At 62.3% G+C, this 24,112-nt stretch carries 23 protein-coding genes; 13 read left to right on the top strand and 10 right to left on the bottom strand.

The annotated features are described in order from the left end of the window. Positions 1-245: 245 nt before the first annotated feature. Positions 246-1,250, bottom strand: coding sequence for a type I glyceraldehyde-3-phosphate dehydrogenase (gene gap / locus E0L29_RS01805; protein WP_131353925.1), 1,005 nt, complete (start codon positions 1,248-1,250; stop codon positions 246-248). Positions 1,251-1,387: 137 nt separating this feature from the next. Then, the gene (gene murC / locus E0L29_RS01800) at positions 1,388-2,815 is read right to left on the bottom strand and encodes a UDP-N-acetylmuramate--L-alanine ligase (protein ID WP_131353923.1); all 1,428 of its coding nucleotides are present in this window, start codon (positions 2,813-2,815) and stop codon (positions 1,388-1,390) included. Positions 2,816-3,051: 236 nt separating this feature from the next. On the opposite strand from murC, the gene E0L29_RS01795 reads away from it, so the two are divergent. Next, entirely contained in the window at positions 3,052-3,624 is a 573-nt protein-coding gene (locus E0L29_RS01795; protein ID WP_131353921.1) for a pentapeptide repeat-containing protein, read from the top strand. A 105-nt stretch (positions 3,625-3,729) separates the two neighbouring features. Continuing rightward, positions 3,730-4,842 carry a DegT/DnrJ/EryC1/StrS family aminotransferase gene (locus tag E0L29_RS01790; protein WP_131353920.1) on the top strand — a complete coding sequence of 371 codons (1,113 nt, stop codon included), beginning with the start codon at positions 3,730-3,732 and terminating at the stop codon, positions 4,840-4,842. Positions 4,843-4,845: 3 nt separating this feature from the next. Here E0L29_RS01790 and E0L29_RS01785 read toward each other — a convergent pair whose 3' ends face one another. From E0L29_RS01785 to E0L29_RS01770, 4 genes are all read right to left on the bottom strand, one after another. Further along, positions 4,846-6,168, bottom strand: coding sequence for an MFS transporter (locus E0L29_RS01785; protein WP_131353918.1), 1,323 nt, complete (start codon positions 6,166-6,168; stop codon positions 4,846-4,848). A gap of 13 nt (positions 6,169-6,181) precedes the next feature. Further along, positions 6,182-6,889: an ABC transporter ATP-binding protein gene (locus tag E0L29_RS01780; protein WP_131353916.1), complete on the bottom strand. Its 708-nt coding sequence runs from the start codon at positions 6,887-6,889 to the stop codon at positions 6,182-6,184. Beyond that, entirely contained in the window at positions 6,886-8,148 is a 1,263-nt protein-coding gene (locus tag E0L29_RS01775) for a glutamate-5-semialdehyde dehydrogenase (protein WP_131353914.1), read from the bottom strand. Before E0L29_RS01775 ends, E0L29_RS01780 begins: the two co-directional genes overlap by 4 nt. A gap of 77 nt (positions 8,149-8,225) precedes the next feature. Then, complete coding sequence (locus E0L29_RS01770) at positions 8,226-8,564, bottom strand: zinc ribbon domain-containing protein YjdM (RefSeq protein WP_131353912.1); 339 nt, start codon at positions 8,562-8,564, stop codon at positions 8,226-8,228. Between the two features lie 251 nt (positions 8,565-8,815). Here E0L29_RS01770 and E0L29_RS01765 point away from each other — a divergent pair, with 251 nt between their 5' ends. Further along, entirely contained in the window at positions 8,816-9,673 is an 858-nt protein-coding gene (locus E0L29_RS01765) for a DUF3800 domain-containing protein (RefSeq protein ID WP_131353910.1), read from the top strand. A gap of 135 nt (positions 9,674-9,808) precedes the next feature. Here E0L29_RS01765 and proB read toward each other — a convergent pair whose 3' ends face one another. Beyond that, positions 9,809-10,897: a glutamate 5-kinase gene (proB, locus tag E0L29_RS01760; RefSeq protein ID WP_131353908.1), complete on the bottom strand. Its 1,089-nt coding sequence runs from the start codon at positions 10,895-10,897 to the stop codon at positions 9,809-9,811. Positions 10,898-10,905: 8 nt separating this feature from the next. Beyond that, positions 10,906-11,232, bottom strand: a complete 327-nt coding sequence (locus E0L29_RS01755) for a multidrug efflux SMR transporter (RefSeq protein ID WP_131353906.1) — start codon at positions 11,230-11,232, stop codon at positions 10,906-10,908. A gap of 165 nt (positions 11,233-11,397) precedes the next feature. On the opposite strand from E0L29_RS01755, the gene E0L29_RS01750 reads away from it, so the two are divergent. Continuing rightward, a complete protein-coding gene (locus E0L29_RS01750; protein ID WP_131353904.1) occupies positions 11,398-13,590 on the top strand; it encodes a cation:proton antiporter in 2,193 nt (730 codons plus the stop codon). Between the two features lie 24 nt (positions 13,591-13,614). On the opposite strand, the gene E0L29_RS01745 is transcribed toward E0L29_RS01750, so the two are convergent. Continuing rightward, complete coding sequence (locus E0L29_RS01745) at positions 13,615-14,124, bottom strand: transcriptional repressor (RefSeq protein WP_131353902.1); 510 nt, start codon at positions 14,122-14,124, stop codon at positions 13,615-13,617. A 228-nt stretch (positions 14,125-14,352) separates the two neighbouring features. Here E0L29_RS01745 and def point away from each other — a divergent pair, with 228 nt between their 5' ends. The 4 genes from def to lepB all read left to right on the top strand — a co-directional run bounded on the left by def (position 14,353) and on the right by lepB (position 18,770). After that, positions 14,353-14,925 carry a peptide deformylase gene (def, locus tag E0L29_RS01740; protein ID WP_131353900.1) on the top strand — a complete coding sequence of 191 codons (573 nt, stop codon included), beginning with the start codon at positions 14,353-14,355 and terminating at the stop codon, positions 14,923-14,925. A 55-nt stretch (positions 14,926-14,980) separates the two neighbouring features. Next, positions 14,981-15,922 carry a methionyl-tRNA formyltransferase gene (fmt, locus tag E0L29_RS01735; RefSeq protein ID WP_131353898.1) on the top strand — a complete coding sequence of 314 codons (942 nt, stop codon included), beginning with the start codon at positions 14,981-14,983 and terminating at the stop codon, positions 15,920-15,922. 86 nt (positions 15,923-16,008) lie between these two features. Continuing rightward, positions 16,009-17,826 carry a translation elongation factor 4 gene (gene lepA / locus E0L29_RS01730; protein ID WP_131353896.1) on the top strand — a complete coding sequence of 606 codons (1,818 nt, stop codon included), beginning with the start codon at positions 16,009-16,011 and terminating at the stop codon, positions 17,824-17,826. 113 nt (positions 17,827-17,939) lie between these two features. Beyond that, a complete protein-coding gene (lepB, locus tag E0L29_RS01725; protein WP_131353894.1) occupies positions 17,940-18,770 on the top strand; it encodes a signal peptidase I in 831 nt (276 codons plus the stop codon). On the opposite strand, the gene E0L29_RS01720 is transcribed toward lepB, so the two are convergent. Further along, positions 18,764-19,192, bottom strand: coding sequence for a hypothetical protein (locus tag E0L29_RS01720; protein WP_131353892.1), 429 nt, complete (start codon positions 19,190-19,192; stop codon positions 18,764-18,766). The two genes, lepB and E0L29_RS01720, sit on opposite strands and share 7 nt — an antisense overlap. Before the next feature lie 123 nt (positions 19,193-19,315). Here E0L29_RS01720 and trpE point away from each other — a divergent pair, with 123 nt between their 5' ends. From trpE to tpiA, 5 genes are all read left to right on the top strand, one after another. Next, a complete protein-coding gene (trpE, locus tag E0L29_RS01715) occupies positions 19,316-20,800 on the top strand; it encodes an anthranilate synthase component I (RefSeq protein WP_131353890.1) in 1,485 nt (494 codons plus the stop codon). A 42-nt stretch (positions 20,801-20,842) separates the two neighbouring features. Beyond that, positions 20,843-22,369 carry a DegQ family serine endoprotease gene (locus E0L29_RS01710; RefSeq protein ID WP_242664260.1) on the top strand — a complete coding sequence of 509 codons (1,527 nt, stop codon included), beginning with the start codon at positions 20,843-20,845 and terminating at the stop codon, positions 22,367-22,369. Positions 22,370-22,510: 141 nt separating this feature from the next. After that, a complete protein-coding gene (gene greA / locus E0L29_RS01705; protein WP_131353888.1) occupies positions 22,511-22,990 on the top strand; it encodes a transcription elongation factor GreA in 480 nt (159 codons plus the stop codon). 88 nt (positions 22,991-23,078) lie between these two features. After that, positions 23,079-23,303, top strand: coding sequence for a hypothetical protein (locus E0L29_RS01700; RefSeq protein WP_131353886.1), 225 nt, complete (start codon positions 23,079-23,081; stop codon positions 23,301-23,303). A 12-nt stretch (positions 23,304-23,315) separates the two neighbouring features. Next, positions 23,316-24,068: a triose-phosphate isomerase gene (tpiA, locus tag E0L29_RS01695; RefSeq protein ID WP_131353884.1), complete on the top strand. Its 753-nt coding sequence runs from the start codon at positions 23,316-23,318 to the stop codon at positions 24,066-24,068. The last annotated feature ends 44 nt before the right edge of the window (positions 24,069-24,112 follow it).

Raw genomic sequence — 24,112 nt, 5'->3', positions numbered from 1 at the left:
GTTGTACTGGGGTCGCGTTGGTCGTTACTGCTTCGTGATCCGGAGTGCAAAAATCATGCCGATAAGCATCTTTTCGGGGGGGCGCCTGCGGCAGGCCCTGTCGGCTGAGGGTGAGATAGGGGGGGGGAGGGCCGGCCTTTCAGCTTGCAATTCCTCTCAGGCTGCGGCTCTCAATTCGAGGGGTGAAAAAAAAGAGGCGCCATGGGGGAGGCGCCTCTTTTTGGTATGTGGACTGCTGTCCGGGATCAGACGAAGCGCGAGTAGATTTCGAGCAGGTCGACGACCCTCGTCGAGTAGCCGAGCTCGTTGTCGTACCAGGAGACCACCTTGACCATCGTGCCTGCGCTCATGGTGAGCAGCGAGTCGAAGATGCTCGAGTGCGGGTTGCCGACGATGTCCTGCGAGACGATCGGGTCGGTGCAGTACTCGAGGTAGCCCTTCATCGGGCCTTCCGCGGCGGCTTTCATTGCGGCGTTGATCTCCTCTTTCGTGGCGGGCTTCTTGAGGATGGCGGTCAGGTCGGTCATGGAGCCGTCTGCCACGGGAACCCTGACTGCGAATCCGTCGAGCTTGCCGGCAAGTTCGGGGATCACCTCACCGATGGCCTTGGCCGCACCGGTGCTGGTCGGGATGATCGAGGCCGCTGCGGCGCGGGCGCGGCGCAGGTCCTTGTGCGGAAGGTCGAGGATGTTCTGGTCGTTGGTGTAGGCGTGGATCGTGGTCATGAACCCTTTCTCGATGCCGAAGCTGTCCTCGAGCACCTTGACCATTGGGGCGAGGCAGTTGGTGGTGCAGCTGGCGTTCGAGACGATCTCTTCGCTGCCGGTGATCAGCCCGCCGTTGACGCCGAGCACGATGGTCGCATCGATCTTGTCCTTTGCGGGAGCGGAGATGATGACTTTCTTGGCGCCTGCGGCCAGGTGCTTCGATGCGGCTTCGCGCGAGGTGAAGATGCCGGTGGACTCGACGACGAGCTCGCAGCCGAGGGCCTTCCATGGAAGGTTGGCGGGATCGCGCTCTGCGGTGATGGTGATGGTCCTTCCGTTGACGACGAGGTTGTTTCCGTCGACCGAGACTTCGCCCTGGAATTTCTTGTGGGTCGAGTCGTATTTGAGGAGGTGTGCGAGGGTCTTGACGTCGCAGAGGTCGTTGATGGCTACGATCTCGAATTTCGGATTGTCCATGGCCTGGCGGAAGACGAGACGGCCGATGCGTCCGAATCCGTTGATGCCGACTTTCACTTTTGTCATGATGTGCGTCCTATGGGGTGATGGGTTAGTTGAGCGTGTGATATGAATGTCTGATGCGTTGAAGCGGATGGCTTGGTATTTCAATGCAAAAACATGAATGAAGATATACTTTCATTGTTGAAATATGGAGTCGACGTTCATTTTTTTTGAAAACTTTCCGTTAAGGCCTCCTTCAGCCCCGCGAAACTTCCGTTCGTCAGCATGAGCACCACGTCGTTTTCCCTGAGCTCGCCCTGGAGGAAACGCACGATGTCGCCGGGGTAGTCGTCGGGGTCCGATCCGGCGAGGAACACCCTCTTTCCCTCCGCCTCGAGCGCCGCTTTGATTTTTCCGGTGTCGAGGGCGCCGCCCGGTCCGTAGCGTTCGGGCCGGTGTACCCTGCCCATCACCACCACGTCGGCCGGTCCGAAGCATTCCCCGAGCTCGCGCTGGAAGATGCTGCGGGTCGTGGTGTTCGAGCGCGGCTCGAAGCAGGTGAGGATGCGCCGCTTCGGCCAACGCTCCTTCACCGCCTCGAGCGTGACGCGGATGGCGGTGGGGTGGTGGGCGAAATCCTCGACGAGGGTGATGTTGCCCGGGTAGGTGCCGACGGTCTCCATGCGGCGTTTCGGCCGCAGGAACCCTTCGAGCCCCTCGGCCGCCTGCTCGAGCGTCATGCCGGCCAGGGTCGCTATGGCGATCGAGGCAACGGTGTTCGTAACGTTGTGGTTGCCGAAGAGCGGTGCCCGGAAGCGCCGTTCGAAGCTCCCCTTGTAGTAGAGGTCGAACGATGAGCCTTCCTCTTCCACCGTGACGCCGCGCGCGTTCCAGTCGCAGCCTTCGCCGAGTCCGAAGGTCTCGACCCTGCAGCGGGCTCCTCCGGCCACCTCCATCGCCACGGGATCGTCCCCGTTGACGATGAGGGCCCCCTTCGAGGGGATGAGGTTGACGAGCAGGCGGAAGCTGCGCTTGATCTCCTCGAGCGAGCTGAAGATGTCGGCGTGGTCGAATTCGATGTTGTTGATGAGGGCGATGTCGGGCCGGTAGAGCAGGAACTTGCTGCGCTTGTCGAAGAATGCCGTGTCGTATTCGTCGCCCTCGCTGACGAAAAACCCGTTCTCGCTGCGCCCGGAAGGGCGGCACCCGATCCCGAAGTTTTCCGGAATGCCTCCGATGAGGAAGCCGGGCCGGAGCCCGCCGTATTCGAGCAGCCAGGCGACGATGGAGGTCGTCGTGGTCTTGCCGTGGGTGCCCGAGACGACGATCGAGGTGTTTTTTCCTATCAGTTCCCGGCGCACGAGATCGGGCATCGAGACCAGCTCCATTTGTTCGTCGAGTGCGTACTCGAGCTCTTCGTTGCCGCGGCTCACCGCATTGCCCACCACCACCAGGTCGGGGCGGACGCTTTCGAGGTTCTCCTTCCTGAAGCCCTGGAAGTAGCGGATGTTGTGTTCATCGAGGTAGGTGCTCATGGGCGGGTAGAGACCCGTGTCGGAGCCGGTGACGGCGTGGCCGAGGTGGGAGAGGGCGACGGCGACCGAGGCCATTGCCGTGCCGCCGATGCCGATGAAGTAGATGGAGCTCATAAGGTGACGGTGCTGTGTGGGCGAGTCCCGGCGGCACCCCTTCGTGCCGCCGGTCTCTGGTTCGTTGGTGATATATACGAAAAAACGGAAGATGCCCCTCGAGGGAAAAGAGGCTCCGGTTTCAGCCGTTTCCTCCGCTCTCCTCCGCCGTGGCTTGTTTCATTGCCGGGCCGTTTGTATGATGGGGGAGCGGCGCCTGCCGTTTCAGCGTTTTTCCGCAACGTTTTTTTCCTGGCATGATGGATGGTGTCATTGAGGACCGGGTGTTCGAGGGCGTGGATTTCCGCCACTCCCCCCTGGAGCCGGGCGTCTACGACGGCTGCTCGTTCGTGCGCTGTCTTTTCGGCGGCACAGACCTTTCGTTGCGTACCTTCAGGGAGTGCACCTTCCGTGGCTGCGACTGCAGCCTCGCGGTGGTTGACGGGGCGAGCTTCCAGGAGACGTCGTTCATCGGCTGCAGGCTGCAGGGCGTGCAGTTCGCCCGCTGCCGCAGGGTGATGCTCTCGTTCTCGTTCGAGGAGTGCATGCTGCGCCTCGCCTCCTTTGCCGGCCTGAAGATCCGCGCCACCCGTTTCGTGCGATCCCTGCTCGAGGAGGCCGATTTCAGCGAGGCGGACCTCCGGGGCGCCTGTTTCGACGACTGCGACCTCAGCCGGGCGACCTTCATGCATACCAACCTCGAACGTGCCGATTTCCGCACCTCCCGCGGCTACGCCTTCAGCCCCGAATCCAACCGGATCCGCGGCGCCCGCTTCAGCGTTCCGGAGGTGGTTTCGCTGCTGGATGGATACGGCATCGAGATCGAGTGAGGGTTCAGGGATGGGCGTATTTTGGGGTGGTGAAGAATGCGCGGAATCCGTACTTTGAAAAACAGTTTTTTTGATCTGCCTTCAACCGTTCAACCCCGTACCGCCATGCAATTCATCGACCTTGCAACCCAGAAAGACCGGATCCGCGGCGCCGTCATGGCCCGTCTCGAGTCCATCGTGGACCGCGTGCAGTTCATCATGGGCCCCGAAGTGGCCGAGCTCGAGTCGAAGCTGGCGGCCTATGCGGGCACGAAGCACTGCCTCTCCTGCTCTTCGGGCACCGACGCGCTGCTCATCGCTCTCATGGCGAAAGGGATCGGCCCCGGAGACGCGGTCCTGACCACCCCCTTCACCTTCGTGGCCACGGCCGAGGTGGTGAGCCTCACCGGCGCCACGCCGGTTTTCGTCGACATCGAGCCGGAGAGCTTCAACATCGATCCTTCGCTGCTTGAGAAAGGCGTGGAGGAGGCCCGGAGGAAAGGCCTTGAACCCAAAGCCCTGATTCCCGTCGACCTCTTCGGCCTCCCGGCCGACTACCGCCGCCTCGAGCCGGAGGCCCGCCGTCTCGGGCTCTGGATCCTCGAGGACGCCTGCCAGGGTTTCGGCGGTTCGCAGGATGGCCGGATGGCCGGCGCGTTCGGCCAGGTCGGCGCCACCTCCTTCTTCCCGGCCAAGCCTCTTGGCTGCTGGGGTGACGGAGGGGCGATCTTCACCGACGACGACGAGCTTGCCGAACTGATGGTGTCGGTTCGCGTGCACGGAGGAGGCGCCGACAAGTACAGCAACGTGCGCATCGGCGTGAACGGACGGCTCGATTCCATGCAGGCGGCCGTCCTGCTCGAAAAACTCGAGATCTTCCCCGAAGAGCTTGAGATGCGCGACCGGGTGGCCGCAGCCTACTCGAGCCGCCTCGAAGGGCGGGTTAGGGTGCCGTCGGTTCCCGAAGGGAGCCGCTCGGCATGGGCGCAGTACTCGGTGCTTGCACGCGACGGAAAAGATCGCGAGCAGCTGATGGGCGCGCTCCAGAAGGAGGGCATCCCCTCGGTCATCTACTACAAGATCCCCCTGCACCTGCAGGAGGCGTATGCGGGCCTCGGCTACAGGACCGGCGACTTCCCCGTCACGGAGGACATGGCCTCGCGGGTCTTCTCCCTGCCGATGCACCCCTACCTCAAGGAGGAGGAGATCGAGCGGGTCGCTTCCGTCATCCTCGCCTGAGGCTCAGCCGGCAACCGCCTCATCTTCCGTGTGGGCCCCCGTTCCGGGGGCTTTCATTCTTACGTAGATTCCTGCGAGCATCACCAGCATGTTGATGGCCCCGACCACGAGGAACGGGGCCTTCGGGCTGAACAGGTCGAACATCCTGCCGCCGAGGGTGGTGATGATGAGGATGCCCACCGCCCCGCTGATGTTGAACATCCCGATTACCGATCCCCGCTCCGCTTTCGGCGCCTCCTGGCCGATGAGCGACTGCGCCCCGAGGAAGGAGCTGATCTGTCCGATGCCGAGCAGGACGAAGAAGATCGTCGAGTACCCTTCGTGCGGGTTTTCGATGAGGATGAGCGAGAGGTAGCCGAGGGTGGCCAGCCCCATGCATACCGTAAGCGCCGTCACCCGGTTCCAGCGGTCGATGAGCGGGCCGATGATGGGCGCCCAGAGCAGCGCGGCCGCCTGCGAGATGATGAAGATGAGGGTGCCTTTCTTCACCGCTTCCGCCGGTTCCATCCCCATGGCGATGCCGGCCGTCGTTCCCCAGAGCGGCAGGAATGTGCCGATGATCGACTGGTCGCCGCGGGCGACGAAGGCCGCGCCGTAGGAGAGCATGATGCGGGGGTTGCGGGCGTAGGCGATGCCGCTTTTCATGAGGGTGCCGAGCGCAGGGCGCTCCTCTCTTTGCACCGGCGTTCCCCCCTTCAGCCCGAAGGAGAGGATGAGCGCCGTCACGAGAGCGAGGGCGGCGATGCCGAGGTGGGCCACGGTGCCGGCTTCGATGCCGGTCATGCCGCGGGCGATGAGCTTTTCGGGCATGGAACCGAAGAACTGGTTGAGGGTCACGATGCCCAGCCCGTTGAGGAAGCCGGTCACGGCGATGAGCTTGCCTCTCGAGCGTTCGGCCGGATAGTCGACCATGACGGTCGCAAGGCCTGCCGTGACGGCGACGATGCCGAGGGCGTAGACGATGCGGCCGAGGGTGAGGGCCGCGACGCTTTGGGCGTAGGGGTAGATGCTGTAGGCCAGGGCGAGCAGCAGCATGCCGGCGATGTAGACCGGTTTGCGGCCGATGCGGTCCATCACGACCCCGGCCGGCACGAAGAAGAGCAGGGCGACGACCTCGGTCCAGAAGACCAGGTTGCCGCTGATGGTGCCCTGCTCTTCGATCGGGATATGGAGGTGCTCGTTGAGGATGTAGGCCTGGCCGATGGAGATGAAGGTGACGAGGCCGATAGAGACGAATGCGGCGTAAAGGAAGGTCCAGGCGTTTTTCGGCAGGACTCCGTCGGCGAGCGTGATCGGCCCGAGGCGGTGCGGGTTGGCGGTTTGCATGCGGTCTATGGGGTCAGTCCTGCAGGAGGCAGGGGTTGAGCCGGCCGCCCTGCATCCTGAGGCAGCGGTCGGACATGCCGGCGTAAGTTTCGTTGTGGGTGACAATGATGAAGGAGGTCCGGTGCTCTTTCGAGAGTCCGGCCATCAGCTCGTAGAGGCGCAGGCTGTTTTCGCTGTCGAGGTTGCCGCTCGGCTCGTCGGCGAGCACCAGTTTCGGCCGGTTCATGAGCGCGCGGGCGATGGCCACCCGCTGCTGTTCGCCTCCCGAAAGCTCCGAGGGGAGATGGTTGAGCCGCTCTGAAAGGCCGAGTCCCTCGAGCAGTTCCCCGGCGCGTTCCTTTGCAGGCTGCAGCCGGTTCGTGGCGATGAACTCCGCCATGGCGACGTTCTCGAGCGCGGTGAAATCGGAGAGGAGGTGGTGGAACTGGAAGACGAACCCGATCCGGCGGTTGCGGAAGCGCGCGAGCTCTTTTTTTGTCATGTGGTACCGCCCGCCGCCGAAAATCTCCTCTCCCTCGAAGCGGATGGTGCCGCCGTCGGGCGAATCGAGCGTGCCGAGCATGTTGAGCAGCGTCGTCTTGCCGCTGCCGGAGGCCCCGATGATGGTGATCATCTCGCCCTCCCGGGCTTCGATGTCGGTTTCGCGGAGAATATGAAGCGGTTCCCGGCCCGGAAGGGCGTAGGATTTCGTGATGCCCCTGGCTTCGAAGAGCGTGCTCATAGGGGCCTGGTCTGTCCCTGGCCCTCGATCAGCCACTTGTAGGTGGTGAGCTCGCGGAGTCCCATGGGGCCCCTGGCGTGGAGTTTCTGGGTGCTGATGCCGATCTCGGCGCCGAGTCCGAACTGCGCCCCGTCGGTGAAGGCCGTCGAGGCGTTGTGGTAGAGCACCGCCGCATCGACCCGCCGGAAGAACTCCGTTTTCACCGACTGGTCCTCGGTGATGACGGCCTCGCTGTGCCGGGAGCTGTAGCGTGCGATATGCTCGAGTGCCCCGTCGAGGCTGTCGACGGTTTTCACCGACATCTGCAGCGAGAGGAACTCCGTGCCGAAATGTTCCTGTGTGGCACGCTTGAGGAGCTCTTCTGGGTAGGAGGAAAGCAGCTGGAGGTAGGAGGGCTCGTCGGCATGGATGATGACCTGGTGCTCTGCGAGCGGCCGGCAGAGCTCGCCGAGATCCGGGAGGCGCGAGTTGTGGACGATGAGGGTGTCGAGGGCGTTGCAGACGCTCGGACGCCGTGTCTTGGCGTTCTCCACGACGGCCTTCGCCATTTCGAGGTCGGCGGCACGGTCGACGTACGTGTGGACGATGCCGGCACCGGTTTCGATGACGGGGACCTTTGCGGTATTGCGCACGTGCTCGATCAGCTTCTGGCTGCCCCGGGGGATGATCATGTCGATCATGCCGACCGCTCCCATCATGATGGTCGCCGCTTCGCGTTCGGACGGCAGCAGGTAGAGGGTGTCGGTGCTCTGGCCGTGGTCCCGGAGCACGCTGTGGATGAGTTCGGCAATCGCGCGGTTCGAGGCATCGGCGTCGCTGCCGCCCTTGAGCACCGTGGCGTTGCCGGATTTCAGGCAGAGCGCGAAGACGTCGAAGGTGACGTTGGGGCGCGCTTCGTAGATGATGCCGATGACGCCGATCGGCGCGGAGGCCTTGCGGAGTCCGAGTCCGCTTTCGAGCGTGCGTTCCTCGAGCGTGATGTCGAGGGGAGAGGGGAGCGAGGCGACGCTTCGCATGTCGGCGGCAATTCCCTCGAGGCGCTTTTCGTCGAGGAGCAGCCGGTCGTACATCGGGTTTGTGCGCTCCATTCTCCCGAGGTCCATTTTGTTGGCTTCGAGGATTGCCGGTGCGTGCTCCGGAATGCGTCCGGCAAGGTCGAGGAGGATCTCGTTGATTTCGCTGTCGCTGAGGGTGACGAGCCGGCGGCTCGCTTCCCGGACGGCATCGAGCCGTTCCATGATGGTGTCGTGCAGGGTCATCTTGTCTGTTTCCTTGCGGGGGTTCAGGTGGTAACGAAGCGGTGAAGTACAGGTAACGATGTCCTGGCCTTCGGCGTTCAGGCTTTCCGGACGAATTCCGATTTCAGCTGCATCGCCCCGAACCCTTCGATCCGGCAGTCGATGTCGTGGTCGCCCTCGACGAGGCGGATGTTTTTCACCTTCGTGCCGCCCTTGATCGGCGAAGAGGCGCCCTTGACCTTCAGGTCCTTGATGACGGTGACGGTGTCTCCGTCCTGCAGGACGTTGCCGTTGGCGTCTTTCCACACCCTCGTGCCCTCTTCCGGGGCGGCTTCGCCCGGCGTCCACTCGTGGCCGCATTCGGGACAGACGAGGAGGGCGCCGTTCTCATAGGTGTATTCGGAGTTGCATTTGGGGCAGTTGGGGAGGGTGCTCATATCGATCTCTTCTTGTGGGTTTCATGAGGCCCGGTCGGCATGGTTGGCATGCCCGGCTGGAGACGGGCCCGTAAAAAACCCCAAGTTACATTTCATTTCGGCCTTTTGCTACACCCTCGTGGGTCCGGTTCCTATTGATTGCTATTCGTGAAGCGTTCTTTTACGAATCTTTTCGCTTTCCTGTGGCTGATTTTTGTGTGTTTTGTTAAGTGGTTTATTTGTACTTCCTGTGACGCAAGCGTTATATGTAAATGGATTCAGGATCGAGCGGAAAATATATTCTCTGCTTCGATGACAGCGGGAGTAGGAATCCTGACCACACACGGGGCAACATTCGCCGCGATTCCATGGATTGGTTTGCTCTGGGAGGGGTTCTCGTGAAGGGGGAGGATGTCCGTGCCCTCAATAACACTCACAATGCTTTTCTGGATAAATGGGGGATTGACTATCCGCTTCATTCAACGAAAATTCGAGGTGGCTATGGAAAATTCGGTTGGCTGAAGGATTCTCCGGATAGGGATGTCTTTTTTTCCGAGCTCAATCAGCACCTTATGTGCCTGCCTGTTATCGGTATTGCTTGTGTCGTCCACAGATCCGGTTATGTTGAACGGTACAAACAGCGATATGATGATAGGATCTTGCAAATGTGCAGGACGGCATTCTGTATTTTGACGGAACGGGCGGCCAAGTTCTCGGGAATGAATGGCCGGCGCCTGGAGATTCATTTTGAGGAATCGGGTAAGCGCGAGGATCGGGATATCGCTTCGTATTTGCGCGATCTGAAAAGGAATGGGAACCCGTTCAATGCTGCCACTTCAAATGGATGCCAGCCATTGGCTGCCACAGATTATTGCAGGATTATTTCCGGAGATGCCAAGCGGGTAAAAAAGGCGAATCCGCTTGCCCAAGTGGCAGATCTTCTGCTCTATCCGATGGCAAAGGGGGGATTCCAGATGACGTATCCGCCATACTGTGATCTGATTGCTCATGGCAAGCTCATTGATTGTCATGTGAGTCGGAGTGAGCGGCCTATTCTCGGCATCAAGTATAGCTGTTTCGATGGAAATGGGGTGAAAAAACAAAGGCCCGAGTCTCCTCAGGCCTTTTGAAATACATGTCGGCTTGCCAGCTATGCGCAAACCCCGGGGCGTTGCCCATCTGACTCCAGAGAGTCATTGGCTGTAATTTAAGCCACTCCATAGTGTAAACCAAACTATTTTCGATACAGTTGTCTTCGCTCCCGCTTACTCGGGCTTGATGTAGAGGTAATCGTAGTGGACCACGGGTTTCTCGCCCTTCTTTCCCATTGCGGCGCGGGCCTTCTCGTCGCCGCAGCCGGCCATGCCGTAGCCGACGGTCCTTCCGTCCTCCGTGCAGATGCGGATCACGTCGCCTTTCGAGAACGAGCCCTCCACCGCGGTGACGCCGACCGGCAGGAGGCTGTTTGCGCGCTCGCCCGAGGTGAGTGCGGCCAGTGCCCCCTCGTTGACGACGACGGCGCCTTTCTCGAGCCCCTCGCTGTGGGCGATCCACTGCTTGCGGCCGTGCTCCGGCTTCCGGGCCCGGAAGCGTGTTCCGGCGGCTTCGCCGCGGACGATCGACTGCAGGACGCCGGGAGTGGTGCCGTTGGCGATGTGGACGGTGATGCCGAGACGGGAGAGTTTGTGGGCGATGTTGCACTTGGTGAGCATGCCGCCGCGGCCGAACTCCGATTTGGTCGGCCGGATGAACCGGCTGAAGTCTTTCGATGAGGGGTCGACCTCCGCGATGAGCTTCTTCTCCTCTCCCGAGAGGTCGTAGAGCCCGTCCACGTTGGAGAGGATGATGTGGGCGTCGACCTGCATCATCGAGGCGATGAGGCCGGAGAGCTCGTCGTTGTCGGTGAACATGAGTTCGGTCACGGCGACCGCGTCGTTCTCGTTGACGATGGGGACGATCTTCTGCTGGAGCAGCGCCGTGAGGCAGGTGCGCATGTTGAGGTAGTGCTGCCGGTCGCGGAAGTCCTCGCGGGTGACGAGGATCTGCGCGGCCAGCATGCCGTGTTCCTCGAAGCGGTCGGCGTAGGCGTTGACGAGCCGGATCTGGCCGGTCGCGGCAAGCACCTGGCGGGCTTCGACCGTCGTCATGGCGGCCGATGGCCTGACGATGCTGCGGCCGGCTCCGACGGCGCCCGAGGAGACGAGGATCACCCGCACGCCCTCACCTGCAAGTTCGGCGATGCCACGGGTCAGCTCGGCGATGATCGCCGGGTCGAGCCTGCCGTCTTTGGCGGTGATGACGTTCGTGCCGACCTTGACGACGATTTTGCGGTAGATGGGGGGTGCCTGTTTCATGTCAGTTGTTACACGCCGTGTTGCTGTGAGAGCTGCAGACCTGCGACGCCGATGATGATGAGCGAAAGGAATACGAGTTTCATGGGGGTGAGGGCTTCGGCGAACCATACGACCCCGATGAGCGAGACCGCCGCAGTTCCGAGCCCGGCCCAGATGGCATAGGTCATCCCGATGGGCAGGATCTTCAGCGCCTGTGAGAGCAAGGTAAAGCTGAGGACGTAAAAAATAAAGACAAAAAGCGACGGAAGGGGTCTTGTGAACCCCTCCGAGAGCTTGAGGCAGGTGGTGCCGGCCACTTCGGTGGCGATGGCCATGAATAGTGCTATCCAGTGCATACTCTTCGCGGTGTGTCGTTCAGGGGTCTTTTCCGGTTTCCGGGTGCAATATACGAACTCTCTCTTCAGTCGTCGGCGGCTTGGCGTCTGCTGAAAAGATGTGCATATTTGAGCTGTAGCATCAGCCACCCTCCAGAGCGGGGGAACACTCATGACGAATTCCACATGCTCCTGACGGGTCCAGTCGACATCTCGCTTCCCCTCAGCAACCCGGTGCTGCAGTATTCGCTGATCCTGCTCATCATCCTTTTCGCTCCGCTGCTCATGGCCCGGCTGAAGATCCCGAGCCTCATCAGCCTCATCATCGCCGGCGCCGCCGTCGGTCCCCACGGCCTGAACCTCATGCTCCGCGACAGCAGCATCGTGCTTTTCGGTACGGTCGGCCTGCTCTACATCATGTTCATGGCCGGACTCGAGATCGACGTCGTCGACTTCCGCAAGAACACCCGCAACAGCAGCATCTTCGGCCTCTACACCTTTTTCATCGCCCTCGGTTTCGGCCTCTTCGCGGGGGTGTTCCTGCTCGGCCTGCCGGTGCTCTCGGCCACCCTCATCGGCAGCATCCTGGCTTCCCACACCCTCATCCTCTATCCGACGGTCAGCCGCCTCGGCATCGCCAAGGACCGTGCGGTCAACATCGCCGTCGGCGGCACCATCATCACCGACACCTTCGCCCTCCTCCTGCTTGCCGTCGTGACCGGCATGTCGTCCGGATCGCTCACGAGCGCATTCTGGATCCGGCTGGTCGTTTCGCTCATCCTTTTCGCCCTTGTCGTGCTCCTGGCGTTCCCCGCCATCACCCGCTGGTTCTTCAAGCGCTTCGACGACAGCGTCCTGCAGTATCTCTTCGTCCTGTCTCTCGTCTTCATGGCGGGGTTCCTCGCCCAGGCGGCCGGCGTCGAGCCCATCATCGGCGCTTTCTTCGCAGGCCTGGCCCTCAACCGCCTGATTCCCCACACCTCGCCGCTCATGAACCGCATCCGTTTCGTCGGCAATGCGATCTTCATTCCGTTCTTCCTCATCGGGGTCGGCATGCTCATCAACGTCCGCAGCTTCTTCAGCGACTTCCGCAGCATCTGGGTCGCTCTCGTGCTCATCGCCTCGGCCGTCGCCGCCAAATCCCTTTCGGCACGGCTTACCCAGAAGTTCTTCCGCCTGAGCGCCGACCAGCGCAACCTCGTCTACGGCCTCATCGGCGCCCACGCCGCCGTCGCCCTCGCCACGGTCCTCATCGGTTACGGCATCGTTACCGGCTACACTGTCGACGGGGCTCCGGTGCGCCTGCTCGACGAGCGCATCCTCGACGGCACCATCGTCTTCATCCTGGTCAGCTGCACCATCGCTTCGATCGTCGGCGAGAAGGCCGCCGTGAAGGTCGCCGAAGCGGCCGATGCCGAGGAGGAGGAGAAGAAACCCTCTGCATCCCCGGGCCCGGCGCCCGAGGAGCGCTTCCTCATCCCTCTGCGGCGTCCGGACCAGGTCGACGAGCTCATCAACCTCAGCGTTACCCTGAAGTCGCCCAGAATCCCGGGAGGCCTCTACGCCGTCCATGTCGCCGATGAGGGCGTCAGCGACGAGGCTGGTGAAAAGAGCGGGCGGAAGATCCTGGAGAAGGCCGAGGTCGCCGCAAGCTCGACCGACAACGCCCTGATCCCCTTGCTGCGTTTCGACAGCGATGTCACCAACGGCATCTCCGGCGTCATCCGCGAGCACAAGATCACCGATCTCATCCTCGGCCTGCACCAGAAGCGCAGCGGGCTCAGCGACAGCTTCCTCGGCGAGGCCTCCGAAACCCTCCTGCGTCGCGGCAACGTCACCACATACATCTACCGTCCGGTGCAGCCGCTCGACACCGTCAGGCGCACCATCCTCATCGTCCCTCCCGAGGCCGAATACGAGGCCGGATTCAGGCTCTGGATCGGCAGGATTTCAAGCATCGTCAAAAACACGGGGGTTCCCCTGGTGGTCTATTCGACCCGAGAGACCATTTCCGCCCTGAAGGAGGGCTGGGGCTCGGCGGTGCAGCAGGCGGAGTACCGGCACTTCCGGGACTGGAGCGACTTCCTCGCGCTCTCGGGGGAGGTGAAGCCGGACGACAGCCTCGTCATCGTCATGAGCCGCCGCCACTGCCGCTCCTACCAGGAGGGGATGGAGCGGATCGCCGCGCATCTCGGCAAGTATTTCCAGAAGAACAGCTTCATCCTGCTCTGGCCTGTCCAGACGCCGAGCGAAGAGGACGCAGTGCCGGAAAACGCCTTCCGCAAGGGGCTCGACACCCTCGAGCGCTTCGGGCGCCTTTTCGGCGGCGCCTACCGCCGCATCCATTTTCCGGGGGCTATCGCGAAGAAAAAGAAGTGAGGGATGCCGGGCGGGCTCTGCGTCTCACCCTTCGGTTTTCCTGCGGCGCCGGCAGGTCCCGCCGGCGGCTTCGTCCATGCATCGGCCGAACACCTGGAGGCTGAAACTGCCGAGCTGGAACCCCTGCTCTCGGCAGAGCCGCTCGAGCAGCCCGCCGAGTTCGTCGCTGGTGATTTCGACGACGGCTCCGCACTGTTCGCAGACCACGTGGAGGTGGTTGGCCACGCCGTGTGAACGTTCGTAGTGGGTGTGCTTGTGGCCGAGGTCGATCTTTGTCACGAGATGGAAGCGGAAGAGCAGGTCGAGCGTATGGTAGACGGTGGCTCGCGATATGCCGGTGCCCTGCTCCTTCAGGCGCCGGTAGATCTCGTCGGCGTCGAGGTGCGTACCGGAGTCGTACACTTCGCGCAGCACCGCGATGCGCTCCGTCGTGCAGCGCATTCCCTCCGCCTTCATGTACGAGCGGAAGAGCTTTTCCGCCTGGCGGGTCGCCGATTTCGGCTTCCGGCCGCTGTCGCTGTTTTCCTGTTTCATGCTTAAATATACAAACTAAAAACAAGAAGTGCCCGCACGCGCCTCCCCAGAGGCCCCTTGCGGGGTGTCGGGGAAAATTGCCGGATATTGTTATTTTCCCTCATCCTCTTGCGCCAACCGCTTCCGGGGCAACTTTGCGCGCCCTGCCGGCGTTGGTGTGCAGAGGACGGAAAGGCCGCCCCGGCGGCCGTTCAGACGTTTCGAGAAAAGATATTCAATGCCGCTCCCATGATTCTTCCGATCAACACCTATTCCGACGACGTACTCCACCAGAAGGCCAAGCCGCTGAAGGGTGTGGACGCCGAAACCGAGTCCCTCATAGAATCCATGTTCGAGTCGATGGAGAACGCTTCGGGCATCGGCCTGGCCGCTCCCCAGATCGGCCGTTCCATCCGCCTGCTCGTGCTCGACCTCTCCTGCATGAAGTCCTACGAGGACGTGCCGCCGATGGTGGTCATCAATCCCAACATCCTCTCCGTGCGCGGAAAGAACCTCATGGAGGAGGGCTGTCTCAGCGTGCCCGGCGTCCAGGGGGACGTCTCCCGTCCCGCCGAAATCACCCTCAAGTACCGCGACCGGAACTTCCTGGAGCATACCGAAGAGTTCTCCGGCATGCTGGCCCGCGTGCTGCAGCACGAGATCGATCATCTCAACGGCACCCTTTTCGTCGACCGCATGGAGAAACGGGATCGCCGCAGGATCCAGAACGAGCTCGACGACATCGCCCGGGGGGCGGTCCCGACAGACTATCCCCTGGCCCGGGAGTGCTCCCGCACCGGGAACGGAACGGCCTGCATGTGAGCCGTTCCTCCTCCGCCATGCCTTGCAACCAAAACCACTGAAGGAGCCCTTCGCCATGCGGATCGTGTTCATGGGTACGCCGGAGTTCGCCGTACCCTCCCTCAGGGCCGTTGCCGCTGCCGGCAGCGGCCTCGAGATCGTCTCTGTCGTCACCAGTCCCGACAGGCCGCGCCGCAGGAAGAACGCCCCTGCGGAGCCGACCCCCGTGAAGACGGCCGCGCTCGAGCTCGGCCTTCCGGTGCTCGAGGTCGAAGACGTGAAGGACCCCGCTTTTGCCGGACGGATCCGTGAACTGCAGCCGGACGTCATCGTCGTGGCGGCCTTCCGGATCCTTCCTCCGGCGGTCTACGAGGCAGCCCGGTTCGGCGCCTTCAATCTCCACGGCTCGCTGCTCCCGGCATACCGCGGCGCCGCCCCGGTCAACCACGCCCTCATCCAGGGGGAGCTCGAGAGCGGCGTAACCACCTTCTTTCTCCAGGACCGGGTCGATACCGGCAACATCATCCTCAGGCGGAGCACTCCGGTCGGTCCGATGGAGAATGCCACCGAGCTGGCCCTGCGTCTCTCCCTGATCGGCGCGGAAGCCGTCGTCGACACCCTCCGACTCATCGCCGAAGGGCGCGCGGAGGTTGCCGTCCAGGACGAGTCGAAGGTCTCGAAGGCGCCGAAGCTGACGCGCGAGAACACCCGCATCGACTGGCAGCGGAGCGCCGCCCGGCTGCACGATTTCGTCCGGGGCCTGGCCATGCGCCCGGCGGCCTGGACCACGCTCGACGGCAAAACCGTGAAGATCTTCCGCTCGGCACCCTCCGGAGATCTTGCCCCGTCCGTTTCCGAGCCCGGCACCCTCCGGGTCGAGGGCGATCGGCTCTATGCATGCGCCGCAGAGGGGTGGCTCGAGCTGCTCGAGCTCCAGCAGGAGGGCAAGCGTCCGATGCAGGCTTCGGAGTTCATCCGGGGGTTCCGCCCCGAACTCTCCTCCATGCGCTTCGTCTGAGGCCCGGAGCCATGACGCAATCACCGTTATTTTGACTATATTTTGCACCGTGCATTTCCACTAGAGAACCTAACGCTTTTTTATCTATGGCCCCGTCCAGTCCGGAAGTCACCCGCATCAGGAACTTCTGCATCATAGCCCACATCGACCACGGCAAGTCCACCCTGGCCGACCGCCTGCTCGAGATGACCCATACGCTCGACCGCACGCAGATGGATTCGGCGCAGGTACTCGACGACATGGACCTCGAGCGCGAGCGCGGCATCACCATCAAGAGCCATGCCGTGCAGATGAAGTACCGGGCAGGCGACGGACTCGACTACACGCTCAACCTCATCGACACGCCGGGCCATGTCGATTTCAGCTACGAGGTGTCGCGTTCCCTTGCGGCCTGCGAAGGGGCGCTGCTCGTCGTCGACGCCACCCAGGGCGTCGAGGCGCAGACCATCGCGAACCTCTATCTTGCCATCGAGGCGGGCCTGGAGATCATTCCGGTCATCAACAAGATCGACCTTCCCTCCTCGGACGTCGAGGGGGTATCGCAGCAGATCATCGACCTCATCGGCGTCAGGCGAGAGGAGATCCTCCCGGTGTCGGCCAAGGCCGGCCTCGGCGTCGCTGAGCTCATGGAGTCCATTATCGAGCGCATTCCCGCCCCGGCCGATAACCGCCAGCAGCCGCTCCGTGCGCTCATCTTCGACTCCGTTTTCGACGCCTACCGCGGTGCGGTGGCCTATATCCGCATCGTCGACGGCAAGCTGAGGAAGGGTGACCGGGTCCGCTTTTTCGCCAACAACAAGGTCTTCCTTGCCGACGAGATCGGCACCATGGCTCTCAAGCGCCAGCCGAAGGATGTGCTCGAGGCCGGCGACGTGGGCTACCTGATCTGTTCCATCAAGGACGTGAAGGACGCAAAGGTGGGCGACACCGTCACGAACGCCGAAGCGCCTGCCGAAAAGCGGCTTTCGGGCTACAAGGACGTGAAGCCCATGGTTTTCAGCGGCCTCTATCCCATCAACTCCGACGAGTTCGAGGACCTGCGCGAGTCGCTCGAGAAGCTCTCGCTCAACGACGCTTCGCTCGTGTACACCCCGGAGACCTCCGCCGCGCTCGGCTTCGGATTCCGCTGCGGCTTCCTCGGCCTGCTTCACATGGAGATCATCCAGGAGCGGCTCGAGCGGGAGTACAACGTCAACATCATCACGACGGTGCCGAACGTTGAGTACCGCGTGCTCATGACCAACGGCGAGACCGTTGTTGTGGACAACCCCTCGAAGATGCCCGAGACGGCGCGCATCACGCACGTCGAGGAGCCCTATGTCAGCATGCAGATCATCACGCTCTCCGACTACATCGGCAACATCATGAAGCTCGGTATGGAGCGCCGCGGAGAGTACAAGAACACCGACTACCTGGACACCCAGCGGGTGAACATGCACTTCGAGTTCCCGCTCGCCGAGATCGTCTTCGATTTCCACGACCGGCTGAAGTCGATCTCGAAAGGCTATGCCTCGATGGATTATGAGTACATCGGCTACCGCGAGTCCGATCTGGTGAAGCTCGACGTCCTGCTCAATGCCGAGCCGGTCGACGCGCTCTCCATCATCGTGCACCGCTCGAAGTCCTACGAGTGGGGCCGCAAGCTCTGCGGCAAGCTCAAGGGCATCATTCCGAAGCAGATGTACGAAGTCGCCATCCAGGCGGCCATCGGCAGCCGGATCATCTCGCGCGAGACCATTTCGGCCATGCGCAAGAACGTGCTGGCCAAGTGCTACGGCGGCGACATCAGCCGCAAGCGCAAGCTCCTCGAAAAGCAGAAGGAGGGCAAGAAGCGCATGAAGCAGGTCGGCCGCGTCGAGGTTCCCCAGGAGGCGTTTCTGGCCATCCTCAATATCGACGAATAGGCTCCCGGCGATGAACATGGCGGAGGCTGCGCAGGGATGGCGGAAAAACGGCGTCAAAGAACGTGTGCGTACCGATGCCGTGAAGCATCAGTAACCCTAACCCCGGAATTCATTTGACTACAGCAACTGACGGCCAGAGGAAAAAGCACTCGAGGGAGTGGTTCGAAGCCCTCATCATCGCGGCGATACTGGCCTCGCTTTTGAGGGTGTTCGTCGTCGAGTCCTACCGTATCCCCACCGGCTCCATGGAGAAGACGCTCATGGCCGGCGACTTCATTTTCGTCAACAAGTTCGTCTACGGCGCAAAGGTCCCGTTCACGGATCTGAGCCTGCCTGCGGTCGAGAAGGTCTCGCGTGGAGACATCTTCGTCTTCCGCTATCCCCACGACCGTTCGCTCAACTACATCAAGCGGTGCGTGGCGACAAGCGGCGACACGCTCGAAATCAGGAACCGCCGCCTCTTCGTCAACGGTACCGAGGAGCCGCTGCCGCCCCACGGGCAGTTCATCGGCCGCCGGATGCCGGCGGGAGAGACGGATCCGATGATCTTTCCGAAGTTCTCGGGCTTCAACAAGGACAATTACGGCCCGATCCGCATTCCCCACAAGGGCGACGTCCTGCGGCTCGACGAATCGACGCTTCCGATGTACGCCTGGCTGATCGCCGACGAGGGCCACAGGCTTGAGATGCGCGCCGGCGAGGTGTTCGTGGACGGCGTGCCGGCCACCTCATACACGGTCGGCGACGACTACTATTTCGCCATGGGCGACAACCGCGACAACAGCCTCGACAGCCGGTTCTGGGGGTTCGTCCCCTCGAAGGACCTGCTCGGTCGCGCGCTGCTCGTCTACTGGTCGTGGAACCCCGATCTTTCGCTTTTTGCCGACCCGCTGGACAAGCTCGGCTCGATCCGCTGGCAGCGCTCGGGCCTCCTGGTTCACTGATCCGGGTCTTGCGGAGCGCGGGGCGGCCGGCAGGCGTTGATGATGCCGTTGCAGACCGAGCGCTCCAGGGCCTCGGCCGTCCTTCTGCTGAAGAGTCTCCGGCCGCGATCCCCGAGCGGCAGCGTGATCGTTTTGAGGGTGCGCACCGGTTCCCCGGGGCCAAGGTGTATGGAGCGGAGCTCGACGTTGCGCAGCGTGACGCTTTCGAGCGAGGGCCCCGCACTGAGGAGGCCGGCATGGAACTGCAGGTTCGTCTCCTGCTCGATCGCCCGGGCAACCTCCGCCCTGAAGGCCGTGTTCAGGTAGAGGGCTGCTGCAAGGTGGAGTGTGAGGTATGCTGCGCTGAAGAGCACCCCCGGCGAGAGGGCGAGCGCTTTGAGCCAGTTTCCGAGCGCGCTGCTGTTGGGAGGGCGGGAGGCCATGTGTTTCCTGCTTGACTCCGGTGATGTTCCGGGATGGTGCCGGCAGTCGTTCTTTTGATTGCAATGATACGAAAATTTTCATAATCGGGCCGGAATACCGGTCCTTCCAGTACGCTTCGATTTATGCCAGATACCCGAGCCCCCTTTCTTCTCAAGCCGCTGGTCCGCGAAATCCACGCCGACACCGAAACACCGGTTTCTGTCTACCTGAAGCTCCAGGGCCCGAACACCTGCCTGCTCGAGTCGGTCGAGGGTGAAGAGCGCCTGGCGCGTTTCTCCTACATCGCGCTCGATCCTGTCGCGGTTCTCACCGGTACCGTGGACGGGGAGTGCGGCGTGGAGGTCCTGGATCCGCGTTTCGGCGCCCTTGAGGGGGTGGCCGCTTCGGCTTCCGGCCTGCGCGAAATGATCGACCGGTGCCTCGCGGCATTCGATACCGAGAGCATCCCCGGCAGGAAGAACGGTTCGGCGCAGATGATCACCTCCGGCGTGTTCGGCTATTTCGGGTACGATTCGATGCACCTCGTCGAACGCATCCCGAAGGCCGCAGAGCCCGATCCGGCCGGTATGCCGGACGTCTGCCTGCTCTTCTGCGACACGCTCGTCGTCTTCGACAACATCATGCGCCGGCTCTTTCTGGTTTCCAACCACCTCGACGAATCGGACCGCCAGGCGGCGGAGCGGAAGATCGAGGGTATCGCGGAGCGCATTTTCCGCCCGCTCGAGCGCGACGAGATCGCCTTCAGGCCGGAGAAGCCCGAGCAGGTCGTCTCGAACACCGAGAAGGCGGACTACCTGCAGAAGGTCGCCGTGGCCAAGGAGCACATCATGGCGGGCGACATCTTCCAGGTGCAGGTCTCCCAGCGGCTGCGACGCCCCCTCAACACGCGCCCCTTCGACGTCTACCGGATGCTGCGCACCGTCAACCCCTCGCCCTACCTCTACTACTTCGAACTCGACGGTTTCCAGATCGTCGGCTCCTCTCCCGAACTGCTCGTGAAGGTCGAACGCGACGCAGAGGGACGCCGGATCGTCGACACCCGCCCGATCGCCGGCACCCGCCACCGCGGCGCCACCTTCGAGGAGGACCGTCGCATCGCCGAGGAGCTCCTCTCCGACGAGAAGGAGTGCGCCGAGCACCTGATGCTGATCGACCTCAGCCGCAACGACATCGGCCGCATCGCCAAGATCGGCACCGTCGATACCAACGAGCGGATGATCATCGAGAAGTACTCCCACGTCATGCATATCGTCAGCAACGTGCGCGGGGAGCTGCAGGACGAGCTCGGGACCATGGACGCCTTCTGGTCCTGCTTCCCCGCCGGCACGCTGACCGGTGCCCCCAAGGTCCGGGCGATGGAGATCATCTACGAGCTCGAAAAAGAGAAGCGCGGCCTCTACGGCGGGGCCGTGGGGTATCTCGACTTCAAGGGGAACCTCACCACCGCCATCGCCATCCGCACCATGGTGGTCCATGACGGCACCATCTATTTCCAGGCGGCGGGCGGCATCGTCGCAGACTCGGTGCCGGAGTCGGAGTACCAGGAAACCATGAACAAGATGAAGGCGGGCCTGACCGCCGTCGAGCGTCTCGCCTCACCCATGTAAAGACGCGAAGTACCGTATCCATAACCATAGACAGCACCCATGATGAACAGGAATCGTAAAACCATGAACCCTCTCCTGCTTCTTCTGGCAGGAATCGCCATCGGCGCCCTGGTCTTCAGCAACCTCGAATTCAGCTTCTCGGGATTCGGTTCCGGCAGGGACGGCGGCCTCTTACTTTCGGGAAAACCCCATTACGCCGAGGCCAAAAACACCATAGAGGACTATCCCGTCCAGTCGCTCAGGAGCTTCAACGAGGCCTTCGTGCAGATTGCCGAATCGGCCACCCCTTCGGTCGTGACGGTCTATACCGAAAAGACCGTCAGCCGGCGCCTCCGCTCGCCCTTCGACTTTTTCGGCCATCAGTTCGACGACCTCTTCAGCTTTCCCCGCCTCGATCCCGAGGAGGGGGGCAAGCAGGTCCTCCACGGGCTCGGCTCTGGCGTGATCGTGACCGATGACGGCTACATCCTCACCAACAACCACGTCATCGACGGCGCCGACACGGTTTCGGTGCGCACTTCCGACAACCGCCGGCTCGATGCCAAGGTCATCGGCGTGGATCCCAAGACCGACCTTGCCGTCATCAAGGTCGAGGCGAAGGGACTCAAACCCATCGCGCTCGGCGACAGCGACCGGCTGCGGGTCGGGGAGTGGGTCATCGCCATCGGCAGCCCGCTCGGCGAGAACCTTGCCCGCACGGTCACCCAGGGTATCGTCAGCGCCAAGGGTCGGGCCAACGTTGGCCTTGCCGACTATGAGGACTTCATCCAGACCGACGCGGCCATCAACCCCGGCAACTCCGGCGGCCCGCTCGTCAACATCAACGGGGAGCTGGTCGGCATCAACACCGCCATCGCCAGCCGCACCGGCGGGTTCGAGGGGATCGGATTCGCCGTGCCCTCGAACATGGCCCGCAAGGTCATGGACGCCCTCATCACCAAGGGCCGGGTGACGAGGGGTTATCTCGGCGTCAGCATCCAGGACGTCGACGAGAACCTCGCCAGGGCAATGCGGCTCCCGAAGGCGGAAGGAGCCCTCGTCGGCACGGTCGTCGCCTTCAGTCCCGCAGCGAAGGCGGGGGTCGCCACCGGGGACGTGATCACCGGCTTCAACGGAACACCGGTCAAAAGCAGCGTGGAGCTGCGCAACCGTATCGCCGGCCTGGCGCCCGGAACGGAGGCGGAGATCACCCTGCTGCGCGAGGGTACAACGCGTGCCCTCCGCGTCAGGCTCGCCGAACAGCCCGCTGCGGAGGCCACGGCAGCTTCATCGGCCGGCGAGGCGAACCGCGCGCTCGGCTACAGCGCCGCGCCGCTCACTGCTGCCGAGGCGGGCGCACTCGGCGTGAGCCCTGATGCCGGCAAGGTCGTCATCACCTCCGTCGAGCCCTCCTCCAACGCCTACCGGGCCGGGCTGCGCAAGGGCGATGTGATTCTGGCCGTCAACCGCAGAAACGTCGAGTCCTATGCCGCATACGGCGAGGCGGTCAAAAACGTCAAGGAGGGCGAGCTGCTTTTCCTTCTCGTCAGCCGCCAGGGCAACAAGATTTATTTTGCTTTCAACCTGTAAGTTTTTTTTGCCTTAAGCCCTTCGGTGTTGTACATTTCCATAAGTAAAGTCAGCCCCATGAGCAGCTGACTTTACTTTTTTTTGTTTTTTATGCTCGACGGCATGGCCAAGGGTGGTTTCCCAACAACAAATACGCTAGAGATGAGCGACAGAGTCTACCTGACCAGAGACGGATACAACAAGCTGAAAGAGGAACTGCAGGTTCTGGTGCAGGAAACCCGCAAAGAGGTTCTTGAAAAGATCGCCGAGGCCCGTTCCCACGGGGACCTGAGCGAGAACGCCGAATACGACGCGGCGCGCGAGGAGCAGTCACAGACCGAGTCCCGCATCGCCGAACTCGAAACCAAGCTGGCCTCGGCCACCATACTCGACCCGAAGCAGATCAAGACCGACAAGGTCTATATCCTCACCTCGGTGGAGCTGCGCAACCTCGACGATCCCAAGGAGATGATCGGATACACGCTGGTTTCCTCGGAAGAGGCCGACAGCGATCTCGGCAAGATCTCCGTCCGCTCTCCGGTGGGTCGCGCGCTCATCGGCAAAGCGGTGGGTGACAAGGTCACCATCACGGTGCCGAAGGGCGAGCTGCACTATGAGATCCTGAAGATTTTCGTGAAGTAGGCGCTTTCCTGCAATTTGTAACAGAACGGCAGTAGGAATTCGCCGCAGATTTTCGTTAACTGCACCAATCACTTCAACCATCTCTCACATGGGCAAGCGTCAAATCATCTACCGTCCCGACAGGATTGCCAACAACCGGGAACTCCTGAACCGCGAAGTCAACCTCGTCACCCGTGAAGCCCGTGTCTGGCACGGCACCCTTACCGCTGTCGGAGCCTCGGAGGTCGAACTGAAGGACGCCCGTTCGGGCCGCCACCGCTTCAGCATCACCGAGATCGAGAAGATTTATTCAGATATCAAAACCGAGTATTAACCATACACCCTCATGCGCAGAAAAATTGTTGTAGGCAACTGGAAGATGAACAAGACGGTCGCAGAGTCGAGGGAGCTCGCTTCGGGCGTCCTTGCTGCGCTCGGCACCTCCTGCTCCGCCTGCGAGGTGGGTCTTGCTCCGACCTTCCTTGCGCTCGATACCGTCCGGCACGTACTTGAAGGCAGTGCAGTCGCACTTGCCGCCCAGAACTGCCACTACGAGGACGATGGCGCCTACACCGGAGAGGTGTCCGCCCCGATGCTCCAGGCCGTCGGATGCGGCTACGTCATCCTTGGCCACTCCGAGCGCCGCCAGTATTTCGGCGAGACCGACGAGACGGTCAACCTCCGGATCAAAAAAGTGCTCGAGAAGGGCATGAAGGTCATCCTCTGCGTCGGTGAGACCCTCGAGGAGCGTGAGGCCGGATCGTTCGAGGCCGTGGTCTCCTCCCAGGTGAAGGGCGGGCTGAAGGATGTCGCCGGCGTCTCGGATATCGTCATCGCCTATGAGCCCGTCTGGGCCATCGGCACCGGAAAGACCGCCAGCTCGGAGCAGGCGCAGGAGGTGCACGCAATCATCCGCCGGAAGGTGGCTGAGCTTTACGGAGCGGACGCAGCAGAAGCGATTCGCATCCAGTACGGCGGCAGCGTGAAGCCCTCCAACGCTGCGGAGCTGTTCTCCATGCCGGACATCGACGGCGGGCTTATCGGCGGGGCCGCGCTCAAGGCCGACGACTTCGCGGCCATCGTCAGGGCCGCCTGCTGATAGGGCGGGATTTCAGGACATAACCCATGAAGCCCGTCACGTGA

The organism is Chlorobium sp. N1, assembly GCF_004332115.1.
GTDB lineage: Bacteria > Bacteroidota > Chlorobiia > Chlorobiales > Chlorobiaceae > Chlorobium.
Note: the sequence above shows the minus strand (reverse complement) of the source record. Positions and strands in the feature narration are given on the sequence as shown.

What these genes read in the sequence shown, in the direction of transcription:
- E0L29_RS01790 (WP_131353920.1), top strand. Translation starts at nt 3,730, where the DNA reads ATGCAATTCATCGACCTTGCAACCCAGAAAGACCGGATCCGCGGCGCC.
- E0L29_RS01755 (WP_131353906.1), bottom strand. Translation starts at nt 11,232, where the DNA reads ATGCACTGGATAGCACTATTCATGGCCATCGCCACCGAAGTGGCCGGC.
- fmt (WP_131353898.1), top strand. Translation starts at nt 14,981, where the DNA reads ATGCGGATCGTGTTCATGGGTACGCCGGAGTTCGCCGTACCCTCCCTC.
- def (WP_131353900.1), top strand. Translation starts at nt 14,353, where the DNA reads ATGATTCTTCCGATCAACACCTATTCCGACGACGTACTCCACCAGAAG.
- gap (WP_131353925.1), bottom strand. Translation starts at nt 1,250, where the DNA reads ATGACAAAAGTGAAAGTCGGCATCAACGGATTCGGACGCATCGGCCGT.
- E0L29_RS01775 (WP_131353914.1), bottom strand. Translation starts at nt 8,148, where the DNA reads ATGACCCTGCACGACACCATCATGGAACGGCTCGATGCCGTCCGGGAA.
- E0L29_RS01785 (WP_131353918.1), bottom strand. Translation starts at nt 6,168, where the DNA reads ATGCAAACCGCCAACCCGCACCGCCTCGGGCCGATCACGCTCGCCGAC.
- E0L29_RS01780 (WP_131353916.1), bottom strand. Translation starts at nt 6,889, where the DNA reads ATGAGCACGCTCTTCGAAGCCAGGGGCATCACGAAATCCTACGCCCTT.
- lepA (WP_131353896.1), top strand. Translation starts at nt 16,009, where the DNA reads ATGGCCCCGTCCAGTCCGGAAGTCACCCGCATCAGGAACTTCTGCATC.
- E0L29_RS01795 (WP_131353921.1), top strand. Translation starts at nt 3,052, where the DNA reads ATGATGGATGGTGTCATTGAGGACCGGGTGTTCGAGGGCGTGGATTTC.
- E0L29_RS01750 (WP_131353904.1), top strand. Translation starts at nt 11,398, where the DNA reads ATGCTCCTGACGGGTCCAGTCGACATCTCGCTTCCCCTCAGCAACCCG.
- trpE (WP_131353890.1), top strand. Translation starts at nt 19,316, where the DNA reads ATGCCAGATACCCGAGCCCCCTTTCTTCTCAAGCCGCTGGTCCGCGAA.
- E0L29_RS01765 (WP_131353910.1), top strand. Translation starts at nt 8,816, where the DNA reads ATGGATTCAGGATCGAGCGGAAAATATATTCTCTGCTTCGATGACAGC.
- E0L29_RS01745 (WP_131353902.1), bottom strand. Translation starts at nt 14,124, where the DNA reads ATGAAACAGGAAAACAGCGACAGCGGCCGGAAGCCGAAATCGGCGACC.
- E0L29_RS01700 (WP_131353886.1), top strand. Translation starts at nt 23,079, where the DNA reads ATGGGCAAGCGTCAAATCATCTACCGTCCCGACAGGATTGCCAACAAC.
- tpiA (WP_131353884.1), top strand. Translation starts at nt 23,316, where the DNA reads ATGCGCAGAAAAATTGTTGTAGGCAACTGGAAGATGAACAAGACGGTC.
- E0L29_RS01710 (WP_242664260.1), top strand. Translation starts at nt 20,843, where the DNA reads ATGAACAGGAATCGTAAAACCATGAACCCTCTCCTGCTTCTTCTGGCA.
- E0L29_RS01770 (WP_131353912.1), bottom strand. Translation starts at nt 8,564, where the DNA reads ATGAGCACCCTCCCCAACTGCCCCAAATGCAACTCCGAATACACCTAT.
- murC (WP_131353923.1), bottom strand. Translation starts at nt 2,815, where the DNA reads ATGAGCTCCATCTACTTCATCGGCATCGGCGGCACGGCAATGGCCTCG.
- E0L29_RS01720 (WP_131353892.1), bottom strand. Translation starts at nt 19,192, where the DNA reads ATGGCCTCCCGCCCTCCCAACAGCAGCGCGCTCGGAAACTGGCTCAAA.
- greA (WP_131353888.1), top strand. Translation starts at nt 22,511, where the DNA reads ATGAGCGACAGAGTCTACCTGACCAGAGACGGATACAACAAGCTGAAA.
- proB (WP_131353908.1), bottom strand. Translation starts at nt 10,897, where the DNA reads ATGAAACAGGCACCCCCCATCTACCGCAAAATCGTCGTCAAGGTCGGC.